General features: G+C 40.7%; 21 protein-coding genes and 4 tRNA genes. 15 read left to right on the top strand and 10 right to left on the bottom strand.

Annotation, left to right across the window (positions count from 1 at the left end):
- Window positions 1–6: 6 nt before the first annotated feature.
- Together ubiE and QL984_RS06150 are read right to left on the bottom strand one after the other, a co-directional pair.
- Window positions 7–762 (bottom strand): bifunctional demethylmenaquinone methyltransferase/2-methoxy-6-polyprenyl-1,4-benzoquinol methylase UbiE, encoded by a 756-nt coding sequence (gene ubiE / locus QL984_RS06155; protein ID WP_008108541.1) that lies wholly within the window; start codon window positions 760–762, stop codon window positions 7–9.
- A 108-nt stretch (window positions 763–870) separates the two neighbouring features.
- Window positions 871–1,830 carry a diguanylate cyclase gene (locus QL984_RS06150; protein ID WP_290172163.1) on the bottom strand — a complete coding sequence of 320 codons (960 nt, stop codon included), beginning with the start codon at window positions 1,828–1,830 and terminating at the stop codon, window positions 871–873.
- Window positions 1,831–2,172: 342 nt separating this feature from the next.
- Between QL984_RS06150 and QL984_RS06145 the strand changes: the two genes are divergently transcribed.
- Together QL984_RS06145 and QL984_RS06140 are read left to right on the top strand one after the other, a co-directional pair.
- The gene (locus QL984_RS06145; protein ID WP_013466196.1) at window positions 2,173–3,951 is read left to right on the top strand and encodes a DUF885 domain-containing protein; all 1,779 of its coding nucleotides are present in this window, start codon (window positions 2,173–2,175) and stop codon (window positions 3,949–3,951) included.
- Between the two features lie 77 nt (window positions 3,952–4,028).
- A complete protein-coding gene (locus QL984_RS06140; RefSeq protein WP_016899068.1) occupies window positions 4,029–5,510 on the top strand; it encodes an FMN-binding glutamate synthase family protein in 1,482 nt (493 codons plus the stop codon).
- 70 nt (window positions 5,511–5,580) lie between these two features.
- Here the strand turns inward: QL984_RS06140 and mtnK are convergent, their stop codons facing one another.
- Window positions 5,581–6,798, bottom strand: a complete 1,218-nt coding sequence (mtnK, locus tag QL984_RS06135) for an S-methyl-5-thioribose kinase (protein ID WP_249365139.1) — start codon at window positions 6,796–6,798, stop codon at window positions 5,581–5,583.
- A 130-nt stretch (window positions 6,799–6,928) separates the two neighbouring features.
- Here mtnK and mtnA point away from each other — a divergent pair, with 130 nt between their 5' ends.
- Complete coding sequence (gene mtnA, locus QL984_RS06130) at window positions 6,929–7,954, top strand: S-methyl-5-thioribose-1-phosphate isomerase (protein WP_016899069.1); 1,026 nt, start codon at window positions 6,929–6,931, stop codon at window positions 7,952–7,954.
- 63 nt (window positions 7,955–8,017) lie between these two features.
- Here mtnA and QL984_RS06125 read toward each other — a convergent pair whose 3' ends face one another.
- From QL984_RS06125 to QL984_RS06115, 3 genes are read right to left on the bottom strand one after another with little or no spacing between them, the layout of a single operon-like run.
- Window positions 8,018–8,560: an acireductone dioxygenase gene (locus QL984_RS06125; RefSeq protein ID WP_128583419.1), complete on the bottom strand. Its 543-nt coding sequence runs from the start codon at window positions 8,558–8,560 to the stop codon at window positions 8,018–8,020.
- The gene (gene mtnC, locus QL984_RS06120; protein WP_016899071.1) at window positions 8,557–9,243 is read right to left on the bottom strand and encodes an acireductone synthase; all 687 of its coding nucleotides are present in this window, start codon (window positions 9,241–9,243) and stop codon (window positions 8,557–8,559) included. Before mtnC ends, QL984_RS06125 begins: the two co-directional genes overlap by 4 nt.
- Entirely contained in the window at window positions 9,240–9,857 is a 618-nt protein-coding gene (locus QL984_RS06115) for a methylthioribulose 1-phosphate dehydratase (RefSeq protein WP_013466190.1), read from the bottom strand. Before QL984_RS06115 ends, mtnC begins: the two co-directional genes overlap by 4 nt.
- 106 nt (window positions 9,858–9,963) lie before the next feature.
- On the opposite strand from QL984_RS06115, the gene QL984_RS06110 reads away from it, so the two are divergent.
- From QL984_RS06110 to QL984_RS06100, 3 genes are read left to right on the top strand one after another with little or no spacing between them, the layout of a single operon-like run.
- Window positions 9,964–11,106, top strand: coding sequence for a methionine aminotransferase (locus QL984_RS06110; RefSeq protein ID WP_013466189.1), 1,143 nt, complete (start codon window positions 9,964–9,966; stop codon window positions 11,104–11,106).
- Window positions 11,094–11,867: an amidohydrolase gene (locus QL984_RS06105; RefSeq protein WP_016899072.1), complete on the top strand. Its 774-nt coding sequence runs from the start codon at window positions 11,094–11,096 to the stop codon at window positions 11,865–11,867. Before QL984_RS06110 ends, QL984_RS06105 begins: the two co-directional genes overlap by 13 nt.
- 58 nt (window positions 11,868–11,925) lie before the next feature.
- Window positions 11,926–13,350: a mannose-1-phosphate guanylyltransferase/mannose-6-phosphate isomerase gene (locus QL984_RS06100; RefSeq protein WP_016899073.1), complete on the top strand. Its 1,425-nt coding sequence runs from the start codon at window positions 11,926–11,928 to the stop codon at window positions 13,348–13,350.
- Between the two features lie 131 nt (window positions 13,351–13,481).
- Here QL984_RS06100 and QL984_RS06095 read toward each other — a convergent pair whose 3' ends face one another.
- The 3 genes from QL984_RS06095 to QL984_RS06085 form a co-directional block, all read right to left on the bottom strand.
- Window positions 13,482–15,638, bottom strand: a complete 2,157-nt coding sequence (locus QL984_RS06095) for a response regulator (protein WP_013466186.1) — start codon at window positions 15,636–15,638, stop codon at window positions 13,482–13,484.
- 80 nt (window positions 15,639–15,718) lie between these two features.
- A complete protein-coding gene (locus tag QL984_RS06090) occupies window positions 15,719–16,375 on the bottom strand; it encodes a response regulator transcription factor (protein WP_008108518.1) in 657 nt (218 codons plus the stop codon).
- Window positions 16,376–16,588: 213 nt separating this feature from the next.
- A complete protein-coding gene (locus tag QL984_RS06085) occupies window positions 16,589–16,960 on the bottom strand; it encodes a histidine triad nucleotide-binding protein (protein ID WP_013466185.1) in 372 nt (123 codons plus the stop codon).
- A 92-nt stretch (window positions 16,961–17,052) separates the two neighbouring features.
- Here QL984_RS06085 and QL984_RS06080 point away from each other — a divergent pair, with 92 nt between their 5' ends.
- Window positions 17,053–17,655, top strand: a complete 603-nt coding sequence (locus QL984_RS06080) for a DUF2057 domain-containing protein (RefSeq protein WP_013466184.1) — start codon at window positions 17,053–17,055, stop codon at window positions 17,653–17,655.
- 57 nt (window positions 17,656–17,712) lie between these two features.
- On the opposite strand, the gene QL984_RS06075 is transcribed toward QL984_RS06080, so the two are convergent.
- Window positions 17,713–19,554 (bottom strand): M1 family metallopeptidase, encoded by a 1,842-nt coding sequence (locus QL984_RS06075; RefSeq protein ID WP_096038836.1) that lies wholly within the window; start codon window positions 19,552–19,554, stop codon window positions 17,713–17,715.
- A gap of 142 nt (window positions 19,555–19,696) precedes the next feature.
- On the opposite strand from QL984_RS06075, the gene murB reads away from it, so the two are divergent.
- The 8 genes from murB to QL984_RS06035 form a co-directional block, all read left to right on the top strand.
- A complete protein-coding gene (gene murB / locus QL984_RS06070) occupies window positions 19,697–20,707 on the top strand; it encodes a UDP-N-acetylmuramate dehydrogenase (RefSeq protein ID WP_096038835.1) in 1,011 nt (336 codons plus the stop codon).
- A complete protein-coding gene (gene birA / locus QL984_RS06065; protein WP_024602235.1) occupies window positions 20,704–21,696 on the top strand; it encodes a bifunctional biotin--[acetyl-CoA-carboxylase] ligase/biotin operon repressor BirA in 993 nt (330 codons plus the stop codon). The genes murB and birA overlap by 4 nt, the downstream gene beginning before the upstream one ends.
- The gene (locus QL984_RS06060; protein ID WP_024602234.1) at window positions 21,693–22,391 is read left to right on the top strand and encodes a type III pantothenate kinase; all 699 of its coding nucleotides are present in this window, start codon (window positions 21,693–21,695) and stop codon (window positions 22,389–22,391) included. The genes birA and QL984_RS06060 overlap by 4 nt, the downstream gene beginning before the upstream one ends.
- Before the next feature lie 126 nt (window positions 22,392–22,517).
- Window positions 22,518–22,593: transfer RNA gene (locus QL984_RS06055), tRNA-Thr, on the top strand.
- Between the two features lie 39 nt (window positions 22,594–22,632).
- Window positions 22,633–22,717 (top strand) — tRNA-Tyr (locus QL984_RS06050).
- Between the two features lie 46 nt (window positions 22,718–22,763).
- A tRNA-Gly gene (locus QL984_RS06045) sits at window positions 22,764–22,838 on the top strand.
- A gap of 10 nt (window positions 22,839–22,848) precedes the next feature.
- A tRNA-Thr gene (locus QL984_RS06040) sits at window positions 22,849–22,924 on the top strand.
- A 135-nt stretch (window positions 22,925–23,059) separates the two neighbouring features.
- On the top strand, window positions 23,060–23,535 hold a 476-nt coding region (locus QL984_RS06035), incomplete at its 3' end, for a GTP-binding protein (protein WP_273588146.1).

Raw genomic sequence — 23,535 nt, 5'->3', positions numbered from 1 at the left:
CTAACCTTAGTATTTAAACCCACGGTGAAGTGCAACAATGCCGCCTGTAAGGTTTTGATAAGTTGCTTGTTCAAATCCTGCTTCGACCATCATCGCTTTTAGCGTTTCTTGATCTGGATGCATACGAATTGACTCAGCTAAATATTGGTATGATTCACTGTCGTTAGCAACCAACTTACCCATAGTAGGTAAAATGTTGAAAGAGTAAAAATCATATGCTTTGCTCAACAATTCTTGCTCTGGTTTTGAAAACTCAAGAATGAGTAAACGACCACCTGGCTTTAAAATACGATACATAGAGCGCAGCGCTTTATTTTGATCCGTCACATTACGTAAACCAAAAGCAATCGTAATTAAATCAAAGCTATTATCAGGGAAAGGCAAGGCTTCGGCATTCATTTGTACGTAATCAATGTTGCCTACAAGGCCTAAGTTATGCAGCTTTTCGCGGCCTACTTTTAACATTGAAGAGTTTATATCACCTAAAACAACCTGACCGGTTTCGCCAACAAGCTGGCTAAACTTTGCAGTTAAATCGCCAGTACCACCGGCTAAATCTAATACATGATGACCTTTACGAATACCTGAGCTGGCAATTGTTTGACGTTTCCATAAACGATGAATACCAAAAGACATGAGATCATTCATAACATCGTACTTTGTCGCAACAGAATGAAATACATCAGCAACCATAGAAGCTTTTTCGGTTTCGGCAACAGTTTTATAGCCAAAATGCGTGGTCTTTTCAGGGTTCTCGTTCATGATTAATCTCTATCGTGGTAATAAAGACTAGTGTACTTGATTGTGCACCAAGGGTGCAATTTGAATATGATTTATCAGTTAATTTTATTGTTTGAACAGTGTACTGGGTTATTGAGAAGAGCGTGACTTAAAAGCGGCGTTTGAGGCACTTTTAACTAGCTGGTTAAAGTCGCCTTGTTGTTGCTCAGTGATCCCTAGTGAGAGAGAAATGGGGGGTAGTTTTAGATCGCTTTTTGAACTAATAAAACGTAGCTTTTCAACTCCGCTTATCACTTTTTGTGCAATAAGGTTAGCGGTTTCGGGCTCTATGTTAGCAAGTAAAACGATGAATTGATCTTTTGCAGAGCGCCCAGCTAAGCCACTTTGCGAAACATATTTTTGCACTTGCTTAGCCACTTTATTTAAAATCACTTCGCCAATGGCATCGCCAAAATTATTAATAAAATGCTCTAAATTATCAATTTGAATTGCAATAGCTGAGATTGATTTGTCTTGTTTTAACCATAACTGTGTTTGTTTGGTTAAATAATGGCGTTTATATAAGCCAGTTTGTGGGTCAATCACATGTTGTTTGCGTAAGGTATTAAGTTGTTTTTTAGTTGCTTCGTGTAGTTTTTTGGCCTGACTTAGTTGGTGTTTAAATTGTGCTTGTTGCGTTAATAAAAGCTGAGTTTGTTCATTAAGCCTTTCTAAAGCAATACGGATGTTGGCAATATTATTTTCATCTAGAGAGTGCATACAGTCATTAACATGACCTGCAAAGTCATTTAGCTTTTTTTCGGTCTGTTGAGCATTTTGCGATAGTGAATTGATCACGCCATTGACGTTTTCAATTATTGCTACTTCGGTTTTATGCCCTTGATTTAAATATTCAAAATAGAGTTGTTCAATAAACAGCTCATCAATATTTTGATGGGCATCTATGGCATCATCAATGGCATTATTAAGCGCAAAATGGATTTTACTAATGTATGTATACACAACTTGAAAATTTAAGGGGGTAGGAGGCAAAACATGATGCTCTAAAAACATACATACTTTTGTCATTTTTTCTTGTGCTAAAGCCATGGAATCATGGAACATCATTTGCAATTACCAACCAAATACGCATAAATGCTGATTTATAAAACTCGTCCAATGAGGCAATTTGCTTCCAAGCAACGATACAATAATCATTATATCCGTTATTTAAAAGTAAAATGAGTCGGAGTTGGCTAAAATAGCACTATAATTTCAATAACCGTTGTTTTTCTGAGCAATTACTCTAAGTTATTTATAGTTTTGTATTAACTTAAGTTAATACAATGTCTCACGGGCGTATATTTTGCGCAGTTGGTCGTATATCTATTTGCTATTTATCTAGGCTACGATAGGTTTATCACATCTGTAATATTACTAAGATCACTCACTATGAATTTATCTCTTTCAAAACAAATGCGTCTTTCCTTATTAAGTGTCACTTTAGTGTGCTCACTAAGCGCGTGTCAGCTCACCGCAATTAATGCGGATCAACAATTTACGCAAGCGGCTGAAAATATCGTACAGCATCGCCAAAATGTTAGCCCGTATAGTAACCCCGAAGGAGTTGATGGCTACTTATTACCTAATTTGTCAGCTGAATTTTTAGCGCAGCAATATCAAAAAAACACCCAGTTATTAGCAGATTTAGATGCCATAGATGTAAGTAAGCTCAGTGATGAAAACCAAATTAACTACAGTATTATTCGAGCGCAAGTGCAAAATAGTGTTGATGAATATGTATTTAATACGCACTACATGCCTTTAACGTCAGAATATGGATTCCATTCAAGCCTATCGTTTATTGTTAATAGCTCTGATTATAAAACCGCACAAGATTATCAACACTATTTAAAGCGATTACAGCAAGTTCCGCGCTTTTTTGAGCAAAATATGGCATGGATGCGCAAAGGATTAGAGGTTGGTTTAACTCAACCCAAAGCGGTGTTAATTGGTTATCAAGACTCGATTACTGCTTACATTGTTGATGACGTCACACAATCTGAATTTTATAAGCCATTTTTAAACAATACCGCGGGTTTAAGTGATAGTGAATTTGCAGATTTGCAACAACAAGCTAAAGCAATTATCAGTAGCCAAGTTATTAATGCCTACAAAGACTACTTAACTTTTTTTAATAACGAATACTTACCAGGCGCACGTAGTGATATTGGTATTTCGTCAACACCAAATGGTGAGGCCTTTTATGCAAATCGTGCTAAATATTACACCACCACACAAATGACCCCAAAAGAAATACATGAGCTGGGTTTAGCGGAGGTTGCGCGCATTCGTAGTGAAATGGAAGCGGTTATTAAAGAAGTAGGTTTTAAAGGCACGTTTGCAGAATTTATCCACTTTTTACGAACAGATCCGCAGTTTTACGCCACAACGCCTGAGCAATTATTAAAAGAGGCCGCGTATATTGCCAAAAAAATGGATGCGCAGTTGCCTAAATTATTTCATACCTTACCGCGCAAACCTTATGGCGTAGCGCCGGTGCCTGCCAATATTGCTCCTAAGTACACTACTGGGCGCTATTCGGGTTCGAGCCGTGATGATCAAGCCGGCTTTTATTGGGTGAATACCTACGCTTTAGATAAACGACCACTCTACGCTTTAGAAGCATTAACTTTGCACGAAGCTGTTCCGGGTCATCATTTACAAATATCACTCAATGCAGAACTTGAAAGCTTACCTAGCTATCGCCGTGATGCGTATTTATCAGCGTTTGGTGAGGGCTGGGGACTGTATTCAGAGTACTTAGGTGTTGAAGCGGGTTTTTATCAAGACCCGTACAGCAACTTTGGTCGTTTAACCTACGAAATGTGGCGTGCTGCACGTTTAGTGGTTGATACGGGTATGCACATGTACGGCTGGAGTCGTGAGCGTGCAATGAATTTTATGGCCGATAATACGGCGCTTTCATTACACAATGTAAAAACAGAAACCGATCGTTATATTTCATGGCCTGCACAAGCGTTGTCATACAAAATTGGTGAGTTAACAATTAAACGTCTGCGTGCAGAGGCCGAGCAAGCATTAGGTCAGCAGTTTGATATTCGTGAGTTTCATCATCAAATATTACGCCATGGTTCAGTGCCTTTGTCGGTGCTTGAGCAGCAAATACGTTTGTATATACAAGCAGAATTAGCAAAAACAGATAGCTAAAAGCGCATTATTTTGAAACTATAAAAGTGTGGTGTTATTTAATGACATCACGCTTTTTTAGCATTTAAGGATAAGTAATGAGTCAATTTATAATGTTCAGTATCGATGTGTTTGCCAGCTTATTTATTGTTGTATTTGGATTGCTGGTTATATTAATTGCTATTTTTTATGTTCGAGATGTTACCCAAACAAAGCATGCTATTAGGCGTAATTATCCAGTAATTGGACGTTTTCGCTACTTTTTTGAACGCCAAGGTGAGTTTTTTCGTCAGTATTTTTTTGCTCTCGACCGTGAAGAAATGCCCTTTAATCGCGCCGAACGCAGTTGGGTATATCGGGCTGCTAAAGATGTTGATCATACGGCTGCTTTTGGTTCAACCCAAAGCTTAGAAACGACAGGCACCGTAATGTTTATGAACTGCGCATTTCCTACCTTAGATGAAGAAGCCCTAGCGCCTAGCAACGTAACGCTTGGGCCTTATTGTAAATTTCCTTACACCACAAATTCGTTATTTAATATATCGGGCATGAGCTTTGGCGCGTTATCTAGTCCTGCTGTTCGTGCACTCTCAAAGGGGGCAAAATTAGCCGGTTGTTGGATGAACACGGGGGAAGGCGGACTTAGTCCGTATCACTTAGAAGGTGGTGCCGATATCGTGTTTCAAATTGGTACGGCTAAATATGGTGTACGCGACGAGCAGGGAAATTTAAGCACAGAAAAACTAAAAGCCGTTGCTGCACACCCAGCAGTTAAAATGTTTGAGCTGAAAATGAGCCAAGGTGCCAAGCCAGGTAAAGGCGGTATGTTACCTGGGCGAAAAGTGAATGCTGAAATTGCTAAAATAAGAGGCATACCTGAGGGGCAGGATTCAATTAGCCCAAATGGGCACCCAGAAATAAAAAATCCAAACGATATTTTAGACATGCTCACCACGATAAGAAGTACAACCGGTAAACCGACAGGCTTTAAAGCGGTAATTGGTGAACATGCTTGGTTAGAAAGTTTATTTGCCGAGATAAATCATCGTGGTATTGAGTCTGCACCCGACTTCATTACCATAGATAGTGCTGATGGTGGTACCGGCGCTGCGCCTCAGTCTTTACTCGATTCGGTGGGGTTACCGCTAAAAGAAAGTCTTCCTTTAGTTATTCAGTTACTAAAAAAGCATGGCCTTAGAGAGCGAGTTAAAATTATTGTCTCTGGCAAATTAATTGTGCCCTCAAAAGTTGCGTGGGCATTAGCACTAGGTGCCGACTTTGTTGTGTCTGCACGTGGACATATGTTTGCACTAGGCTGCATTCAGGCTATGCAATGTAATAAAGATACCTGCCCCACAGGAATTACTACGCATAATGAACGTTTACAGCGTGGTTTAAATGTTGAGGATAAAGCGCAGCGGGTCGCAAATTATAATAAATACATTCATTACGGTGCGGGGCTTATTGCACATTCTTGTGGCGTTACCAGTGCTCGCGAATTAAAACGCAAACATGTGCGTATAGTGCAAGAGAGCGGTCTTTCTGAGCCACTAGATAAAATGTACGAGCACTATCATTAAATATAGCTTAAAAGGCGCTTAAAGCGCCTTTTTTAATAAAATAAAGACTTAGTTTAGGGTCAAACAGACCCTAATTTAAATGGCTTATTAGCAAGCTGAAAAACGCGTCTTTAGTATCGCAAGTGTGGGCATTTAAAATCAATTGCTCACCCAGTGCTAATGTTTGTTTTTGTACGTTTAACCGTGCGGCCTCATCGGTAATGCCTTCTATATCAATTACATTAGCAAGGCCTATAGTGCGTCTAATTAGCTCTATGCCACAGTAGCCAATAGCATCTTGTAAAACATGTTTCATAAAATACTCTGCGTAGCCTGAAGCTTTAAGTGTCTCATCAGTTGTTTGCTTATTTATGAGCTCAAACCACTGTTGTTCAAATGTGGCGTAGCATTCAACCAATGTACTTAATAAATGGGTTTGATAATTACGACGTGCTACAAAGTCGTCAATGCGACCGTGCTGAGCACAGTAATTTAGTAGTAAGTTACCGATAAAAGATCCAATATCAAAGCCAATAGGGCCAAAAAAGCCAAACTCAGGGTCGATCATTTTAGTGGTAGTTTGATTAACAAAAATACTTCCGCTGTGCATATCGCCATGCAACAAGGTTTGTGGGTTCGATAAAAAGTTAGCTTTTAGCTTTGCTACTTCAAGTTTTAATGCCCCGTTTTTACGAATAGCCTCAACTTCAGTTTGTAATTGTGCCGGATAGTTGTTGCGTTCATGCTCTGTGTACGGATCGCTAAAAAATAAATCTTCAGTAATTTGGCACAGTTCAGGGTTGGTAAATTGGTTAATACGTGCTTTTTTATCTTGCGCTAATAAATAAAAATCAGAGTTATAAAAGCCCGTTTGGCTTAAATATACAGCTACGTGGTGAGCAAGGTTTGGAAATTGTTCAGCATTATTGTGCGCTGTACGCAAAATTTGCATATCACCTAAATCTTCTAAAATGGTCAGGGCTAAGTCTTTATTGTAATGTAAAACAGTAACCGTATGCGCAGGGCAAATAGCCCCATGATTAAGTAAAACTTCTGCCTCTATGCGTGCTCTATCAAGTGTTAATGGCCACGACTCACCTACACAACGCGCATACGGTAAAGCTTGCTTTAATATAATACTGTTGTTTTGCTCATCCGTAATTCTAAATACTAAGTTGAGATTACCGTCACCAAACTCATAAGCGGCAAGCGCTTGCCCCGGCTTAAAAAAGTCGTATTGATTAGATTCAATTAACGAATTGATGTAATTAATAGCGTGCTGTGCATTAAAAGCAACATAGTTAGTCATGGTTTTATTCTCAATAAAGATGCATTTAAGCATTCTATACCTTTAAATGTTTAGATGTCTACAAGTCTAACTTGAGAGTTCTTCAAAGTGGTGTAAAATAACCCTACGCACTTCTAATCTTTTGAGCCTTATGCAAAATTTAATCGCAAGCAGTTTAAAATATGAAAATAGTACGCTGAGCGTACTTGATCAATATTTGCTTCCTCATCAACAAGTGTGGCATGAATGCCACACTGTAGAGACCATGAAAGAGCTGATCATCAGCTTAAAAGTGCGTGGTGCGCCACTTATAGGCTTAGGGGCCAGTTTATTAATTGCTTATTTAGCTGAGCAAGGTATGACTAGAGACGCGCTTGCAACCGCCATAAATGAGCTAGAAGCCACTCGCCCAACAGCGGTTAACTTAATGCATTGTATGGCGGCGTTGCGCCAAGCGCTTAAACAAACTGATTATGTTGCCAGTATTGTTGCAACGGCTGAGCAGTTATTTATTGAAGACATTGAGCTATGTGAGCGTATGGCAACACGTGGTGCCGAGCTAATAAATAGCGGCGACAATATATTAACTCACTGTAATACCGGCGCTTTAGCCACTGCGGGCATAGGTACTGCATTGGGTGTTATTTATAAAGCACAACAAGTCCATGGCAATGTCCATGTGTGGGTGGATGAAACGCGCCCCTTACTGCAAGGTGGGCGTTTAACTGCGTTTGAATTGGAGCGTTGGCAAATACCTTACACGCTAATTTGCGATAACATGGCGGCCAGTTTAATGGCTGCAGGTAAGGTAGATAAAATTGTTGTAGGGGCTGATCGTATTGCTGCTAATGGCGACTTTGCCAATAAAGTCGGTACTTATAATTTAGCGGTGCTTGCGCATTTTCATAATATTCCATTTTATGTGGTGGCACCGGTTACTACGCTTGATGTAAAGACTGCCCAAGGTAGCGATATAGAAATAGAGCAACGTAATCCACAAGAAGTGCGTGGTGTTAGTGGTAGTTTTGGCGAGGCATTGTGGGCTCCCACTAATGCTAATGTATATAACCCCGCATTTGACGTAACACCCGCAAAGTTGGTTACTGGGTGGGTGTTAGATACCGGTGTTTATAACCAGAGTCAGGTAGAAAATGGCGTGCTCTTAAAGCTGAAGTAATTTTGCGATGCGTTTGGTCCACGTTATGTTTATTAGTGTGGACCAGGGTTTTGAATGATTAACTTACGGTAATAATGGAAAGTGCTCTGCAATCGGTGATTCCGTGCTTTGTGCTACCCAACCTTGTGTATTGTTAAATAGACGAATAGCGGTAAATTCTGGGACGCTACCCATATCAAACCAATGAGGTGTCAGTTCAGGTACTGAGATCAAATCGCCTTGTTGGCAAAGTACTTGGTACACTTTACTGCCAATGTGTAAGCAAAATAACCCTTGGCCTTTTACAAAAAAGCGCACTTCGTCTTCGCTGTGAGTGTGTTCAAATAAAAACTTTTTGCGTAATTCTGAAGCATCAGGGTTGCCTTTAGCTAGTGATATAACGTCAACAGTTTGATAGCCGCCTTGCTGTTTTAAGCGTTCAATATCGCCGCTGTAGGCAGTTAAAATATCATTATTACTGGTGCTTTCAGTGATCTCGGTATTTGCCTGCCATTGCTCAAAACGCACATTAACCTTAGCAAGTTCAGCGGCAATATTTTGAACGTCACTACTGGTCAGCAGTGCATTAGTGGCGTCAGAATCTGCAAAAATAGTGAGTTGGCTCATGCTAAATGCTCCGCTTTAAATTGGCTAAAATCGTTAATGTAGCTGTGCTTTGATGAGCTTTCTTGCCCATCGCGAATTAAATGTAAAGTTTTAAGCCCAGCGGTTTTTGCAGCATCAAGCTCTGCAACTACATCACTTAAAAACAATACTTCGTCTGGGTTAAAAGGCAATTGCGTTATTATGTTTTCATAGGCGCTTGGCGCTTGTTTGGCGCCTACTTTGGTATCAAAGTAATCACTAAATAGTGGGCGAATATCGCCAAAGTCAGAATACTGAAAAATTAAATGCTGTGCTTTCACAGAGCCCGACGAATAAACGTATAACTGTTGGCCAGCTTGCTTTTGTTGTTGTAAAAATTGATAAGCATCTGGGTATAAGTGACCAGTAAAATCACCGTTTTCATAGCCTGTTTGCCAAATTAAACCTTGTAATTGCTTAAGTGGCGTTATTTTTTTATCTTCTTCAATCCAAGTAAGTAAAGTGCTAATAACGGTGTCGATATCGGCATTAGGCTCGTTAATTTCAGCTTTTACAGCGCTAATTTGTTCTGCTACTTCAGGCTGTTCTGTGTGACCGCGCACAAATGCAGGCAGTTGTTGTGCGGCATAAGGAAATAGCACATCTTTTACAAACGAAATACGCGTAATAGTGCCTTCAATATCAGTTAGCAATGCTTTGATCATAGTGCGGTTCCTGTTATTTTTAAGCGTTCTAGCTCGCAACTAAATAAAAACTCTAATGCCTCTAAATGGCGGCGAACTTCATCAATGTTACGGCCAACAGCATATAAACCATGACCTCTGATCAATACGGCATGCTTAATTGGTGAGTGTAAGTGATGGTCGCTCACAAGTAGGCTTAAACGGTCTATATCTTGATCGTTATCGAAAATAGGGATGGCCAGTGATTCTAAGTGCGATGTAATACCGCTGAGCGCTTTTTGCATCTCGTAGCCGGTTAGTTCAAGCTGATGGCGTTGAATAATATTTGAAAGTACAGTTGCCGCTACCGAGTGAGTATGTAAAACATATTGCGCGTCAGGAATAAGTTGATACAAGCTCAAATGCAGTTGTGTTTCGGCTGAGGGTTTTATTGCCCCAGCAACACGCTCACCTAAATGATTTAATTGTAGAAAATGCTCAGGCATTAACGCGCCTTTGTCGTGGCCACTGGCTGTGACTACAAAGCCCGTGCTGGTGCGGGCTGAAAAGTTTCCACCTGTTGCGGGTACCCAACCTTTTTGACTGACCCATTTTCCGGCTTCAATAAGTTCTGAAATAGCGGTATTGTTTTGCATACATTCCTCACTAATGAGCATAAAGCTATTTTTTTAGACGGCTATACTTCTGTTTTAAGCAATGATAGCATCGCTTTGGGCGTAAAACCATCATTAAGGGTAACCAGTGTTTGAAAGTAAATTGCCAAATTTAGGCACCAGTATTTTTAGTCAAATGACTGCTTTAGCAAATCAATTCGAAGCGATTAATTTATCGCAGGGTTTTCCTGAGTTTGATGCTCCTGAGCTACTTAAAAAACAGCTTAATCATTATGTGCTTGAAGGAGTTAATCAATATTCACCTTCATCTGGTGTACCGCGCCTGCAGCAACAAATTGCCCAGTTAGCAAAACGAAAATATGCGGTTGAAATAGATGCCGCGCAGCAAGTAACGGTAACCTCAGGGGCAACCGAGGCGCTGTTTGTTGCCATTCAAGCGCTAGTGCGCGAAGGTGATGAAGTCATTGTATTTGACCCTGCTTATGACTCTTACCAGCCAGCGATTGAATTGGCCGGTGGTAAGTCAGTTAATATTGCTCTGCATGCTCCGAGTTATGTAATTGACTGGCAAACGGTGGCTGCGGCTATTAATAGCAAAACGCGGGCTATTATTATCAACACTCCACATAACCCAAGTGGTAAAACGTTAAAACAGCACGATATTAATGCCCTAAAAGCCTTAGTCATCGAGCATGATTTATACCTGATAAGTGATGAAGTATACGAGCATATTACTTTTGATAAGCAACCACATTTAAGTGTGTTACGAGATGAGGAATTGTTTGCTCGCAGCTTTGTGATCTCAAGCTTTGGCAAGACTTTTCATAGCACTGGTTGGAAAATGGGTTACTGCATCGCACCCGCTACACTTGCGGTCGAGTTTCGTAAAATTCACCAATATGTGACTTTTTCAAGCTTCACGCCTGCGCAACATGCACTCGCCGATATGTTAGAACAGCAAGGTGAGCATGTGGATGCGCTAAGTGAGTTTTATCAACAAAAACGCGATGTGCTCAGTAATGCTCTACAAGATAGCCGCTTTAGCATTTTACCAAGTGAAGGCACTTACTTTTTACTGCTTGATTACAGTGATGTATCGGATTTAAATGACGTAGAATTTTGCCAATGGTTAGCAGAACAAGCAGGCGTTGCAGCCATTCCACTGAGCGTGTTTTATCAGCAACCAAGCAATGATAAAGTTATTCGTTTATGTTTTGCTAAAAATGATCAAACCTTAATAGAGGCGGCACATATTTTATGTCAACTTTAACCTTCGCATTATTACAAAGCTCGCTGCATTGGCTCGATAAAAAAGCCAATTTAGCTATGTTTGAAAAACAGCTTGCTAATATCACCAATCAACCTGATTTAATTGTACTTCCTGAAACCTTTGCCACTGGATTTGCGGTTAACCTTGACTGTGGCGAAGCTGAAAATGGCTCAGTACTGAGTTGGCTCAAGGCACAGGCGAAGCACTATAATGCGGTAATTGCAGGCTCGGTATTGGTAACCCAAGGAAGTAAAAAAGCGAATCGGTTTTACTGGGTACAACCAAATGGAGAAGTGAGCTATTACGATAAACGGCACTTATTTTGTTTAGGTAACGAAGGCGAGTTTGTAGTGGCAGGACAAACGCGTGAAGTGTTTGAACTCAATGGGTTTAAAATATTGCCACAAGTATGCTACGACTTACGGTTTCCGGTGTTTCAGCGCAATAACAATGACTACGACGTGATGATAAATATTGCCAATTGGCCAGCAGCAAGGCGCAATGTATGGGACACTTTATTAATGGCACGAGCAATGGAAAACCTATGCTACGTGGTTGGCGTAAACCGGGTTGGTGAAGATGGCAATGGTATTGCTCACAGTGGTGGAACTGCAGTGTATGACTTTAAAGGTGAGCCACTGATTAAAGCGAATGACGACCAGCAAGCACTACTAACAATCATGTTAAATAAAGCGCCGCTTGATGAGTTTAGAGCTAAATTTCCGGCACATTTAGATGCTGATGCTTTTACATTGGTATAAATTAGCGCCCAGCCGATAAAGTGCTAAAATAGCCGCTGATATTTTTATTGGCGGCTTTATGAATACAACCCTTATTACACCGGTAATTTTAGCTGGCGGCATTGGCACACGGCTTTGGCCGCTGTCGCGCCAAGCAATGCCAAAGCAGTTTTTATCTTTGCTTGATAATAAAAACCAGCAGTCGTTATTGCAAAGCACGTTAGTGCGTGTTGCAACTGAGGACTTTAATCCCGCTATTTTGGTCTGTAATGAGCAGCATCGATTTATTGCCGCGCAGCAGGCAGCATTTGCAAAGCCCCATGCCATAGTACTTGAGCCAGAAGGCAAAAATACCGCACCAGCCATTGCCCTTGCCGCGCACTATGCATTAAAAAATAATATTACAGGTCCTTTGTTGGTGATGCCTGCCGATCATTATATTGAAGATTTTATGCCATTAACTGCTCAGTTATCTGATGCGGTGACACTGGCTGAGCAAGGTAAATTAGTTACATTTTCAATTACGCCAACAGAGCCGCATACCGGTTATGGCTATATCAAACAGGGCACAGCAATTATAGGTACTGCTTGCTTTGAGGTAGACCAGTTTAAAGAAAAACCTGATTTAGCAACTGCATCAACCTATTTAACTGAGGGCGGTTATAGTTGGAACAGTGGAATGTTTTTATTTACTCCCGCTGCATATCTAAAAGAGCTGGAACGCTTTGCGCCAAAAATAGCTAAAAGTGTTGCTAGTGCCACTGATTTTAAACAAGACTTAGCGTTTACAAGAGCAAATACTCATGCACTTGAATCTTGCCCAAGTGACTCGATTGATTATGCTATTTTAGAGCGTAGTAATAATGTGGTGGTAATGCCCGTTGCATTAAATTGGAGCGATGTGGGTAGTTTTTCTGCACTCGCAGCGTTGAGTAAAAAAGATCCACAGGGTAATAGCCCACACCAAGAACATATCGCCCAAAACAGTAGTAACAACTTAGTTATTAGCGAAGATGGACACACAATAGCGACGTTAGGGGTAAGCGATTTAGCGGTTATTCATACCCACGACGCCACTTTAATTGCTGATCAAAATGCGCTTGATGCCCTCCCGTTATTACTCAAGCAATTGACAACAACACATAATAACAAACTGACACACCATCAGGTGGTTTACCGCCCTTGGGGAAATTATCGTACGCTGGTAGAAAGTATCGGTTTTAAAGTAAAAAAAATAACCGTTAATAGTGGGGCTAGGCTCTCAACGCAGCGTCATCAGCATCGCGCTGAGCATTGGGTTGTGGTGTCGGGCACTGCAGATATATGTATTGACCAGCAAAGCTTAACGCTGACCCATGACCAGTCTTGTTATATTGCTGCAAAACAGCTGCACAGTTTAGCGAATAATCAGCCCGAGCCCTTAGTTGTTATTGAAGTGCAAACGGGTGCCATTTTAGATGAAAGCGATATAGAGCGATTTGACGATATATACGGCAGAAAATAACAGTATAAATAGTGAAAATGCTTGATTATTTGTCACTGCAGTAAAACTTGGTAGCCCGTAGCCCGTAGCCCGTAGCCCGTAGCCCGTAGCCCGTAGCCCGTAGCCCGTAGCCCGTAGCCCGTAGCCCGTTTTTACCCTAGTCCTTGCCGTACATACTTTAAATACGCCTCTAAACTGTGTTGCCACAGTGTGCTGGCTTCATTTAACGAGTTATTTAATGGTTTTTTATCTAGTAAGCGTCGCTCAATTTTTTTTAGAGCTAGTCCATAGCTATTAAAACCAAGTTGCATAGCGGTGCTAGCTTGGCGATGTAATAACTTAATGCATTGCTCGGTGTCTTGCTCTAATAAAGCTTGGCAACGGCTCAGCTTATTACGAGCAGAAAGAATAAATTCATTATAGATAGAAGATACTTCATCAATACTAAAAGAGCTTGTCAGGGTGTCTGTTGCGGTTTCATCGTATAACGTATCAATCAGCTCGACAGCAATATTAGCTGTTTGTGTTGACTGTGAATCACTCAATGCTTGGCGTAGTTTCTCTTGCTTTAATGGCTTGCCAACAATGTCTTTAATACCCAGTGCTAAGTATTCTTTTATTTCATCAGGGCTCAAACTGGCAGTAAAGGCCAGCACCGGCGTTCGCTGATTTTTATGCTCCACCCGTTTGAGAGTTTTTAGTACCTGTTGCCCTGTTAAATCGGGTAAGTTCATATCAAGTAGCACCACATCAAAGTGGTATTTTTTCATCAACTCAATCGCACTTTTGCCATCTTTAGCGAGCTTAATTTTATGCTCGTCGTCAGCCATAAATTCAACGGCAATTTTTTGGTTCAGATCTAAATCTTCAACAAGTAATACATCGAGTCCGGTTAAATAGTCCTTACTTTGATGGCGTTGCTCTACGAGACTAAGCTCACCAATAGCTAACGTCATGTTAAAGCTAAATACACTGCCTACTCCCAGCTCACTGGTAATTTCTAGCTGGCTATTAATTTTATCGAGAAGGCGACTGGTTATAGCTAGTCCTAGACCTGTTCCGCCTTTTTCTTTACCGGCACTGCTTTGAATGTAGGGCTCAGTTAAATAATCAATTTCATCTTTTTCAATACCAGGGCCTGAATCGAGTACGCTTACTTTAAGGGTATGATCTAGCTGGGTTTCATTAATTAAGTCTATTTGTACTTTTACCATCCCCGTATCGGTAAATTTAATCGCATTACCGACAAGGTTAATAATAATTTGTCTGAGTTTTTGTTGGTCGCAGTAGTAACAGGCTTTGTCGGGGATATTACAGGCGAGCTCAAATTTAAGTTGTTTTTGTTCGGCCAGAGGGCTTAACAGCAAACATAAGTTTTGCAGCCACGTTTTAAACTCTATGTCTTCTTCGTACAGGGCTTCGTCGTGCTGATCTAAGCTTGCATATTCCAGCACTTTATCTACCAGTAAGTTGAGTGACTCAGCTGAGTTGATAATGGCCTCACAATAGGCTTTGTTACGGCTGTCGCTGGTTTGATTTAATACCAGTTGTGCACTGCCTAATATGCCGTTTAGTGGTGTGCGTATTTCATGGCTGATGGTGGATAAAAACAGTCCGCGAATTTCTAAATCTTTATGAGCTTTTTCGGTGAGTTTATTAAGTCGTAATTCCCTGCGCTCATTACATAACAACGCCATACCTGCAGCATAGAACATGGGGGCAATAACACTATTTAAAAATAACAGTGAGTTAAACCATGAATTTAAAATGGCATCCTGTTGTGCAATGTCATCCATAAATAGGCTTCGGGTAATAAAACTTGCTGCAACTAAAGTTAAAATAATTATGTAAACAATACTGGCGTTAGGGTAGGGTTTTCGCGCATATTTTATAAATATAAATAATAAAAAAGTGGCCTCTACAATATGCTGCAAATCAGAAATATATACCCGTGAGCGCATTGAGGGCTGTAAAAATGTGAAATAAACAAGCAGCAAAGCGCTGAGCGCTGTAAATAGGCAAACAAACTTAAGGCCACGACCATGATAATTTAAAAATTGACTCAGTGACAAACAATGCACAATAGAGGCTAAAAACATCATGTTATTAGCAAGGGTAATGGCAATCTGATCAGGAATTTTGCCTATTAGCGCAAAACTAACAATGGCAGCTAATAGCAGTAAAGGATAGAAAATATAAAGTAACGTGCCGGGAACATGCTTATTGGTACGCCAGGTTAAAAAGTTCAGTAGCGTCATCACTGTCATAACGGCGATACTGGCAAAATAAAGCGTAAATGAGTCGAGCATTAAGACCCCAACAGCGTTTTTTAAAGAAGATATAAAAACAGGCACTTAAAGTGCCTGTATGGTATTTATTCAAACAAACGTTAACGAATTTCGTCAGGAATGTTTTGTTGTGCCCAAGAAAGTAATTCAATACGGTTACGACATTTAGTTTTTCTAAATGCACTGTATAAATGAGTTTTAACCGTATGCGGGCTAATACTTAACTCTTCAGCAATTTCTTTATTTTTAGAACCATTACTCATTAACGAGATAATTGCTTTTTCACGCTTCGTTAGCTTTATTGGTTCAATATCACCATCAGTTAGCTTATGCAGGGCATCTTTATTAAATTGCAGCATGCGGTTAAGCGCATTACACATAATGTCACGACGATACCAAAGCTGATCTTCGAGTAATAAACGAATCCCTTTCATGAGTACATCGGCATTATCTGTGGTGTAAAATACACCACGAATACCGCTAAGTAATGCGCGATTAGCAAGCTCTGGGTTTTCATCTAAATTGAACAACACAATATCGCACTTGATGCGTAAATTAACGAGTTGCTCTTTTAGCTTTGTCCATGCGTCTTTACTTGATGTTTCAATGAACAATAAGCGAGTACCTACCGGAACATCTAAAATATTTGTACCCGTAGTTACGTCAAGGCCTTGCGTTTTTAACAATGGCTCTAAAACGTTAATACCAATAGTGTTAATTGGTTCTTCATCTAACAACAAAAAGGCTGAACTGCTCATGTTTTTTTACTCTTTTATAAAGCTGGCTAATTAATTTTACCACAATCCCTACACACCTTTTGTATTAGAAAATCATTATTTCACTGGAGAAAAGGTGCGATTTCCGATTATTTAAACATAAAATGTTGCAAATAAGTAATTGTTTTTTTTCGTGTAGTAAGAAAAACGCCGTATTTTTGATTTTTTTAAACTAATCTAAGATTTAACTAAGCACTATAGCGCCGTTTTTTTAGTTTCTTGGTATGGAGGCCAGCCCATTTCTTTACCTGCGAGCATATGTAAATGTATGTGATACACAGTTTGGCCACCATGTTCATTACAGTTCATCACAACGCGGTAGCCGTCATCGCTAAAGTTGTGTTGCTTGGCCAGTTTTGCGGCGACCGTGTATAAATTACCAACTAAATGTGAGTTTTCATTATTTATATCATTTATAGTGGCAATTGGTTGCTTGGGAATAATTAATACATGAAATGGCGCTTGAGGATTAATGTCTTTAAACGCTAGCGTGTCATCGTCTTCGTAAATAATATCTGCTGGAATTTCGCGATTAATAATTTTAGTAAAAATAGTCTCTTGGCTCATAATGATGACTCTAATTTATTTGATTAATATATGTGTCACTAATGACAAATTTTGCTAGCAGTGTCAAACTGAAATCAACTAAAGGAGTAATTATGCGTAAATCAATATTATTAGGCAGTGTAGCGGCGCTCTTAGTGAGTGCATCGAGTTTGGCAGAAAATATTCACTTTCCTGAGGAATTTGTTCCTTTGCAAGTGGGTGAACGAATAATTGAAAGTTCGCTTTTTAGTCGTGTTGATGATGTTGAATTAGCACCGGGTACTTATCAGCTAAAACTTAAATACACAGATTTATATGACTTAGGTTATGACGATCATGAAGTGATTGAGTCAGAACCTTTTTGGGTGAATGTAACCATTGAAGCGGGTAAAGATTACACCTTAGTATTTAATCGTGCTGAAAATGCGGTAGCGGCAAAAGTATTTGCTGAGGCACCGCAAGTGAGTTTAAAAGCAAAAGGCAGCACCTTAGCTAAGCCATTAAATATTATTGCCGAACGACAAGTTCAAAGCGCACAGTTTAACCAGCAAACAACAGCAACCCCAGCGGGCCCGCAAAAACCGAGTCGTCCCATTAAACCGATTACGCCAATTAATGGAAAAGGCATGCCAAGTGCGGCAAATATGCTCGACTTTTGGTGGCAACAAGCAACGCTCGCTGAAAGGCAGGCTTTTTTAGATAAAGTAACAAAATAATTAAGCATTAAAAAAGGGCCAAATTGGCCCTTTTTAGTTTATTGGTAACGCTATTATTTATTCAAATAACGCGTCAATGGTACCTTGTGCAAGTGGGTGATAACCCGGACGTGCTTTTAAGTACACGCTTTGTGCCCAGCCTTTTTTACCATGTGTAATAAGTGCTTTGTAAAGTGGCACTATTAGCTTACGACGACCAATACCCGATAAGTGTTTATCAAGCGCAGGGTAAATCGGTTGGTAACCGTTACCCACTGCTAGCATGTACCATGCAAATGCGCGTTCTGCGTTAGTTGATTGGGTTAAGTTAAACTCGCCGTCTAATTCAGTCATTTTTTCAATGCTTAAATCGCGCGGTAGGTTATTTAAAAAGTGCAGCCACTCATGCACTGTCCAATTTGCAGTAGGTAATTGTGCGGCAGTTGTATCCCCCTTTAACCATGCTTGTGTTGCAGCATCTACTTTATCGAACGCATCAGAGGTAGGGTTAGGTGCATCACTTGGTAAACCTGGCTCAAAAATCCACTCGTTCACTTTATCCATGCTCACTACACCAGGGTACTTTTCAATTAAGTTAGCTTTGATGTAAGTCACAAATTGCGCAGTGGTTAGCGATTTAAACGCAAATTCATTAAAGTAAGTTTTAACAAAGTCATCAAACTTATCACGGCCATATTTTTCTTCTAGGTAGATTAAAAATAGCTGACCCTTTGTGTAAGGCACTGAGCTAAACGCATCATCCGGATCGCGGCCATTAAGTTTTAAATTAAGGCGAGTGTCTGGTGCATCAATGGTTTTAAGTTGCGCACGCAGACCAGCAGCATCAAGCGCTTGCTCCATTACTGCACGGTCGCGACCAAATACTTCTTCCATAATGCGGTTTTCAACGTAAGAGGTAAATCCTTCGTTTAACCATAAGTCTTCCCATGTGGCATTGGTTACTAAGTTACCAGACCAAGAGTGAGCAAGCTCATGTGCAATCAGGTTAACTAGGCTTTTATCGCCAGCAACAACGGTTGGGGTAATAAATGATAGACGCGGGTTTTCCATGCCACCAAATGGGAAGCTAGGCGGTAGCATAAGTAAGTCATAGCGACCCCAAGCATATTCACCATACATCGCATTGGTTTTGTCGATCATCGCTTGGGTGTCATTAAACTCAGCAACTGAGGCATCCAAAATAGTCGGTTCAGCAAAAATACCGGTTTGTTTAGACATCGCTTTAAATTCTAAGTTACCAGCACCAATCGCAATTAGGTAAGGCGAAATTGCTTGTGGCATATTGAAGTGGTAATCACCGTCTTTATAAAGGGCATCTTTATTATCGGCACTCATTACCGCACGCACATCTTCAGGGGTATGAATACGTGCAGAATAAGTCACACGCATTGCTGGGGTATCTTGCACAGGGATCCAACTACGTGCATGTATCGCTTGCGATTGACTATACATAAACGGGTGCGTTTTACTGGCTGTTTGCTCTGGCGTTAACCACTGTAAGCCCGACGCTTCTGGGCGACTGTTGTAGTAAATACGGACTTTTTCAGCTTGGCTTTTAAATGTAATGGTTAGTTTTGAGCCTTTAACATCGTCGCGATTAGCAAGGTTAAAACTGGCTTTATGCCAATTGCCATTGGCTGTTTGATACATCACTTTATCAATATCAAGATCGCGGGTATCAAGTACTAGCTTTGTGCTTTTCGCGTTTTGCCATTGTAGCGTATGCTCAACAAAACCTTCTAATTGCTTATCGGCAAAGTCGATGTCTAAATCAAGGTTTAAATGCGTGGTGATAACATCATCAAGGTTGGCGTAGGAATTTTGATCAATAGCGCTAGCCATTACTTGCGAGCACATACCGGCCATAGCGAGGCTTAAAAAAAGAGGTTTGATTTTCATAATTACCTTGAGTACAAATAAAAAAGTACCCGTTTTATAACATGATTGCCACAGTGGGTTGAACAATTTTTACAAGCTGATGCGCAATTTGCGACGATGAGTTAAACTAGAGCGATTAATTACTGGTACCTTTAGGACCCTTGTGGCGCACTCATTACAACCCCTACATACATTTGCATTAAGTAGCCAATGCCAAAATTTTATTGAGATCACCGACTCAGCGCAGCTTCAAACTCAGAGCTTTAACGCGCCTTTTTGTCTGTTAGGGGAGGGCAGTAATACCATTTTTTTAAATGATTATGCTGGCACGGTTATTAAAATGGCGACCCAAGGAATTAATATTACTGAACGGGAAAATGATTTTTTAGTCAGTGCGGCTGCCGGTGAAAATTGGCATCAATTAGTGACTTACTTGCTTGAGCAAAGCATAGCAGGGTTTGAAAATTTAGCACTCATACCTGGCACAGTCGGTGCTGCGCCAGTGCAAAATATTGGTGCCTACGGTTTAGAAATAGCACAATTTATAGAAGCTGTTGACTATTTTGATATTAATAGCAACTGCTTCAAATCTTTAACTAATCAGCAATGCCACTTTGCTTATCGTGAATCGGTTTTTAAACACGCGTTAAAAAATAAAGCGGTGATCACCCAAGTGCACTTTAAACTGCCAAAAATATGGCAACCAGTACTCAGTTATGGACCGCTACAACAACTAAAAAACCCGACGCCACAGCAAGTATGTGAGCAGGTGATACAAACACGCAATAGCAAACTCCCAGACCCTTATAAACTAGCTAATGCTGGGAGTTTTTTTAAAAACCCCATTATTACGAATGCTGCGTTAGTGCCGTTACTTGCGCAGTTTCCTGAGTTACCTCATTACCCACACGGAGCCGGTCATCATAAAGTTGCAGCGGGGTGGTTAATAGAGCAAGCGGGATTAAAGGGATATAAGATTGCCGGTATTGAAGTGCATCAGCAGCAAGCTTTGGTGCTCGTTAACCATGGTCACAGTACAGGGGATGATTTGATCAGCATGATCACCCATATTCAAAACACTGTTTTAGCGCGCTATAACATAAACTTAGAACACGAAGTGCGGTTAATTGATCAACACAATGAATGCCATATCTCTTTGGAGCAATCAGCATGAAAGCACCTGATGGAAACAAGCTGGCTATTTTAAATGCGCTTAATAAAGGCGGGTTTGTCTCTGGGCAAGCTTTAGGAGAGGAATTAGGAATTAGTCGTGCCGCTGTTAGTAAACACATTCAAAGCCTACAAGCTATGGGCTTAGATGTATTTAAAGTTACAGGTAAAGGCTATTGCTTAAATAACCAAGTAGGATTACTTAATCAGGAAAAAATACAACAGCTTTATGCTGAGTTAGGGCAAAATACCGCTAATATTGAAGTGCAGCCGCTCATTGATTCAACCAACAGCGAACTAATGCGCCGCATTCAGGCTAAAACACCACTTCAGTCGGGCACGGTAATCGTTGCCGAAATGCAGCAAGCAGGTCGGGGGCGTCGAGGGCGTGTATGGCAATCGCCATTTGGTGCCAACTTATACTACAGCTATTTTTGGCGATTAGATGATGGTTTACAAGCCGCTATGGGTGTATCGATTGCGGTTGGTTTAGCGGTGTATGATGCGATAAAAGCACTTTATGGTATTGATGTAGAGTTAAAGTGGCCAAACGACATTTACATAAACAAACAAAAGCTCGCTGGCGTATTAGTTGAATTAGACGGGCAACCACAAGGGCCCTGTCAGTTGGTGATAGGAATTGGTATTAATTTAAATATGCCACAAAGTGCAAGTCAGCACATTGACCAAGCATGGACAGATTTAAGTCAGCACACCCAGCAGCTAGATAAAAATCAATTAGTAGCTTCATTAACTTATTGGTTAGAGCAGCGCTTAGCGCAATATCGCGAGAACGGCTTACAAACTATGTATCAACAATGGAATGCATTAAATGCGTTTGCAGGCGAGCAGGTAGAGCTTAATACTGGGCATCGTAGTTGGCGTGGCATTTGTGAAGGTATAGATGCGCACGGTGGTGTACGTATTCGCCAAGACGGCGAAGTAAAAAGTTATTATGGCGGCGAGATTTCATTAAGAAAGGCGCAAGCATGAGATTGTTAATTGATGTAGGTAATACTTCACTCAAAGCCGTATTGTGGGAAAACGGGCAAATACAGCCATGTGATATTAATAATATTTCATGGCAGCAAATTACGGTTGTTATTTACGCTTGTGTTGGTCGTAGCGAGTTACTTAAACAATTATTAGCGCAAGCCAAAACGCATAATATTGATTGTTTTGAGGCTACGGTTAGTAGTGAGCTTGGTGGGTTGCGCTGCGCGTATCAGCAAGTAGGTAATTTGGGTATAGATAGATGGTTGGCGCTTATTAGCGGTTATACGCTTTACCCTAATACGGCTGCTATTGTTGTTGATGCTGGCACGGCTACTACTATAGACGTTCTCAATAATGATGGGCAGCATCTAGGAGGCTGGATATTACCTGGGCTTGATTTAATGACCTCATCACTCACTCAAAATACTCAGCGGGTATTTGATGATGCAAACACGCCATTTGCTAATGAGCTTGGAAAAAACACCCCTAATGGGTTAAAAAACGGAGCCTTAGTGGCAACTATGGGTGCCATTGAGCAAGCAAGATTGCATTTAAAGACAAAAAATAGCCTCTTAATTTTTGCGGGTGGTTATGGTCAGCTGTTACAAGGGCATTTTTCACAGAGTATTTTCGACCCAATGCTAGTAATGAAAGGCTTAAATTACTGGTATGAGTTAGCTAAAAAGAGTTAAAAACAACAAAAAAACAGCTTTTTGCGCGAATAGTGAGCATTTGAAGCATTAAATCACATTTTTTTTAATTTTTTGGTTGCATCCCAATAAACCTTACTCTAGAATCTCGCCCCGTACTAAAGCAGTGCCGACTTAGCTCAGCTGGTAGAGCAACTGACTTGTAATCAGTAGGTCAACCGTTCGACTCGGTTAGTCGGCACCACTTTCCTTTTACCGGAAGTGCTTAGTAAAGAATTATCGTGGAGGGGTTCCCGAGCGGCCAAAGGGATCAGACTGTAAATCTGACGGCTCAGCCTTCGCTGGTTCGAATCCAGCTCCCTCCACCACTTTATTCTAGACGGTTAGAGGTAGTTTAAGAACAGGTTCCTTAAAGCGGGCATCGTATAATGGCTATTACCTCAGCCTTCCAAGCTGATGATGCGGGTTCGATTCCCGCTGCCCGCTCCAATTTGATGATGCTGATATAGCTCAGTTGGTAGAGCGCACCCTTGGTAAGGGTGAGGTCGGCAGTTCAAATCTGCCTATCAGCACCAGTCAATCGAATCGCCTTAAACACTTCCTTTATCTGTCAGAAAAAACTATTTGAAATTTGAAAAAATTAACTTAATCTACCTATGGTGGATTATTTTCATATGTAATCTAGATACACAAAACTGATAGGTTCCGTCATGGCAAAAGAAAAGTTTGAACGCGTAAAACCGCACGTAAACGTTGGTACAATCGGCCACGTTGACCACGGTAAAACTACACTAACTGCAGCAATCACTAACGTACTTGCAAAAGTATACGGCGGTGTTGCTAAAGATTTCGCATCAATCGATAACGCTCCAGAAGAGCGCGAGCGTGGTATCACAATCTCAACTTCACACGTTGAGTACGATACTCCTACTCGTCACTACGCACACGTAGATTGTCCTGGTCACGCCGATTATGTTAAAAACATGATCACTGGTGCTGCTCAAATGGACGGCGCTATCTTAGTAGTTGCTGCGACTGACGGTCCTATGCCACAAACTCGTGAGCACATCCTACTTTCTCGCCAAGTTGGCGTTCCTTACATCGTTGTATTCATGAACAAATGTGACATGGTTGATGATGAAGAGCTACTTGAGCTAGTAGAAATGGAAGTTCGTGAACTTCTTTC

The sequence above is a fragment of the Pseudoalteromonas sp. APC 3495 genome (assembly GCF_030407645.1).
Classification (GTDB): Bacteria; Pseudomonadota; Gammaproteobacteria; order Enterobacterales; family Alteromonadaceae; genus Pseudoalteromonas; species Pseudoalteromonas tetraodonis.
This window is presented reverse-complemented; position numbering and strand designations above follow the sequence as displayed.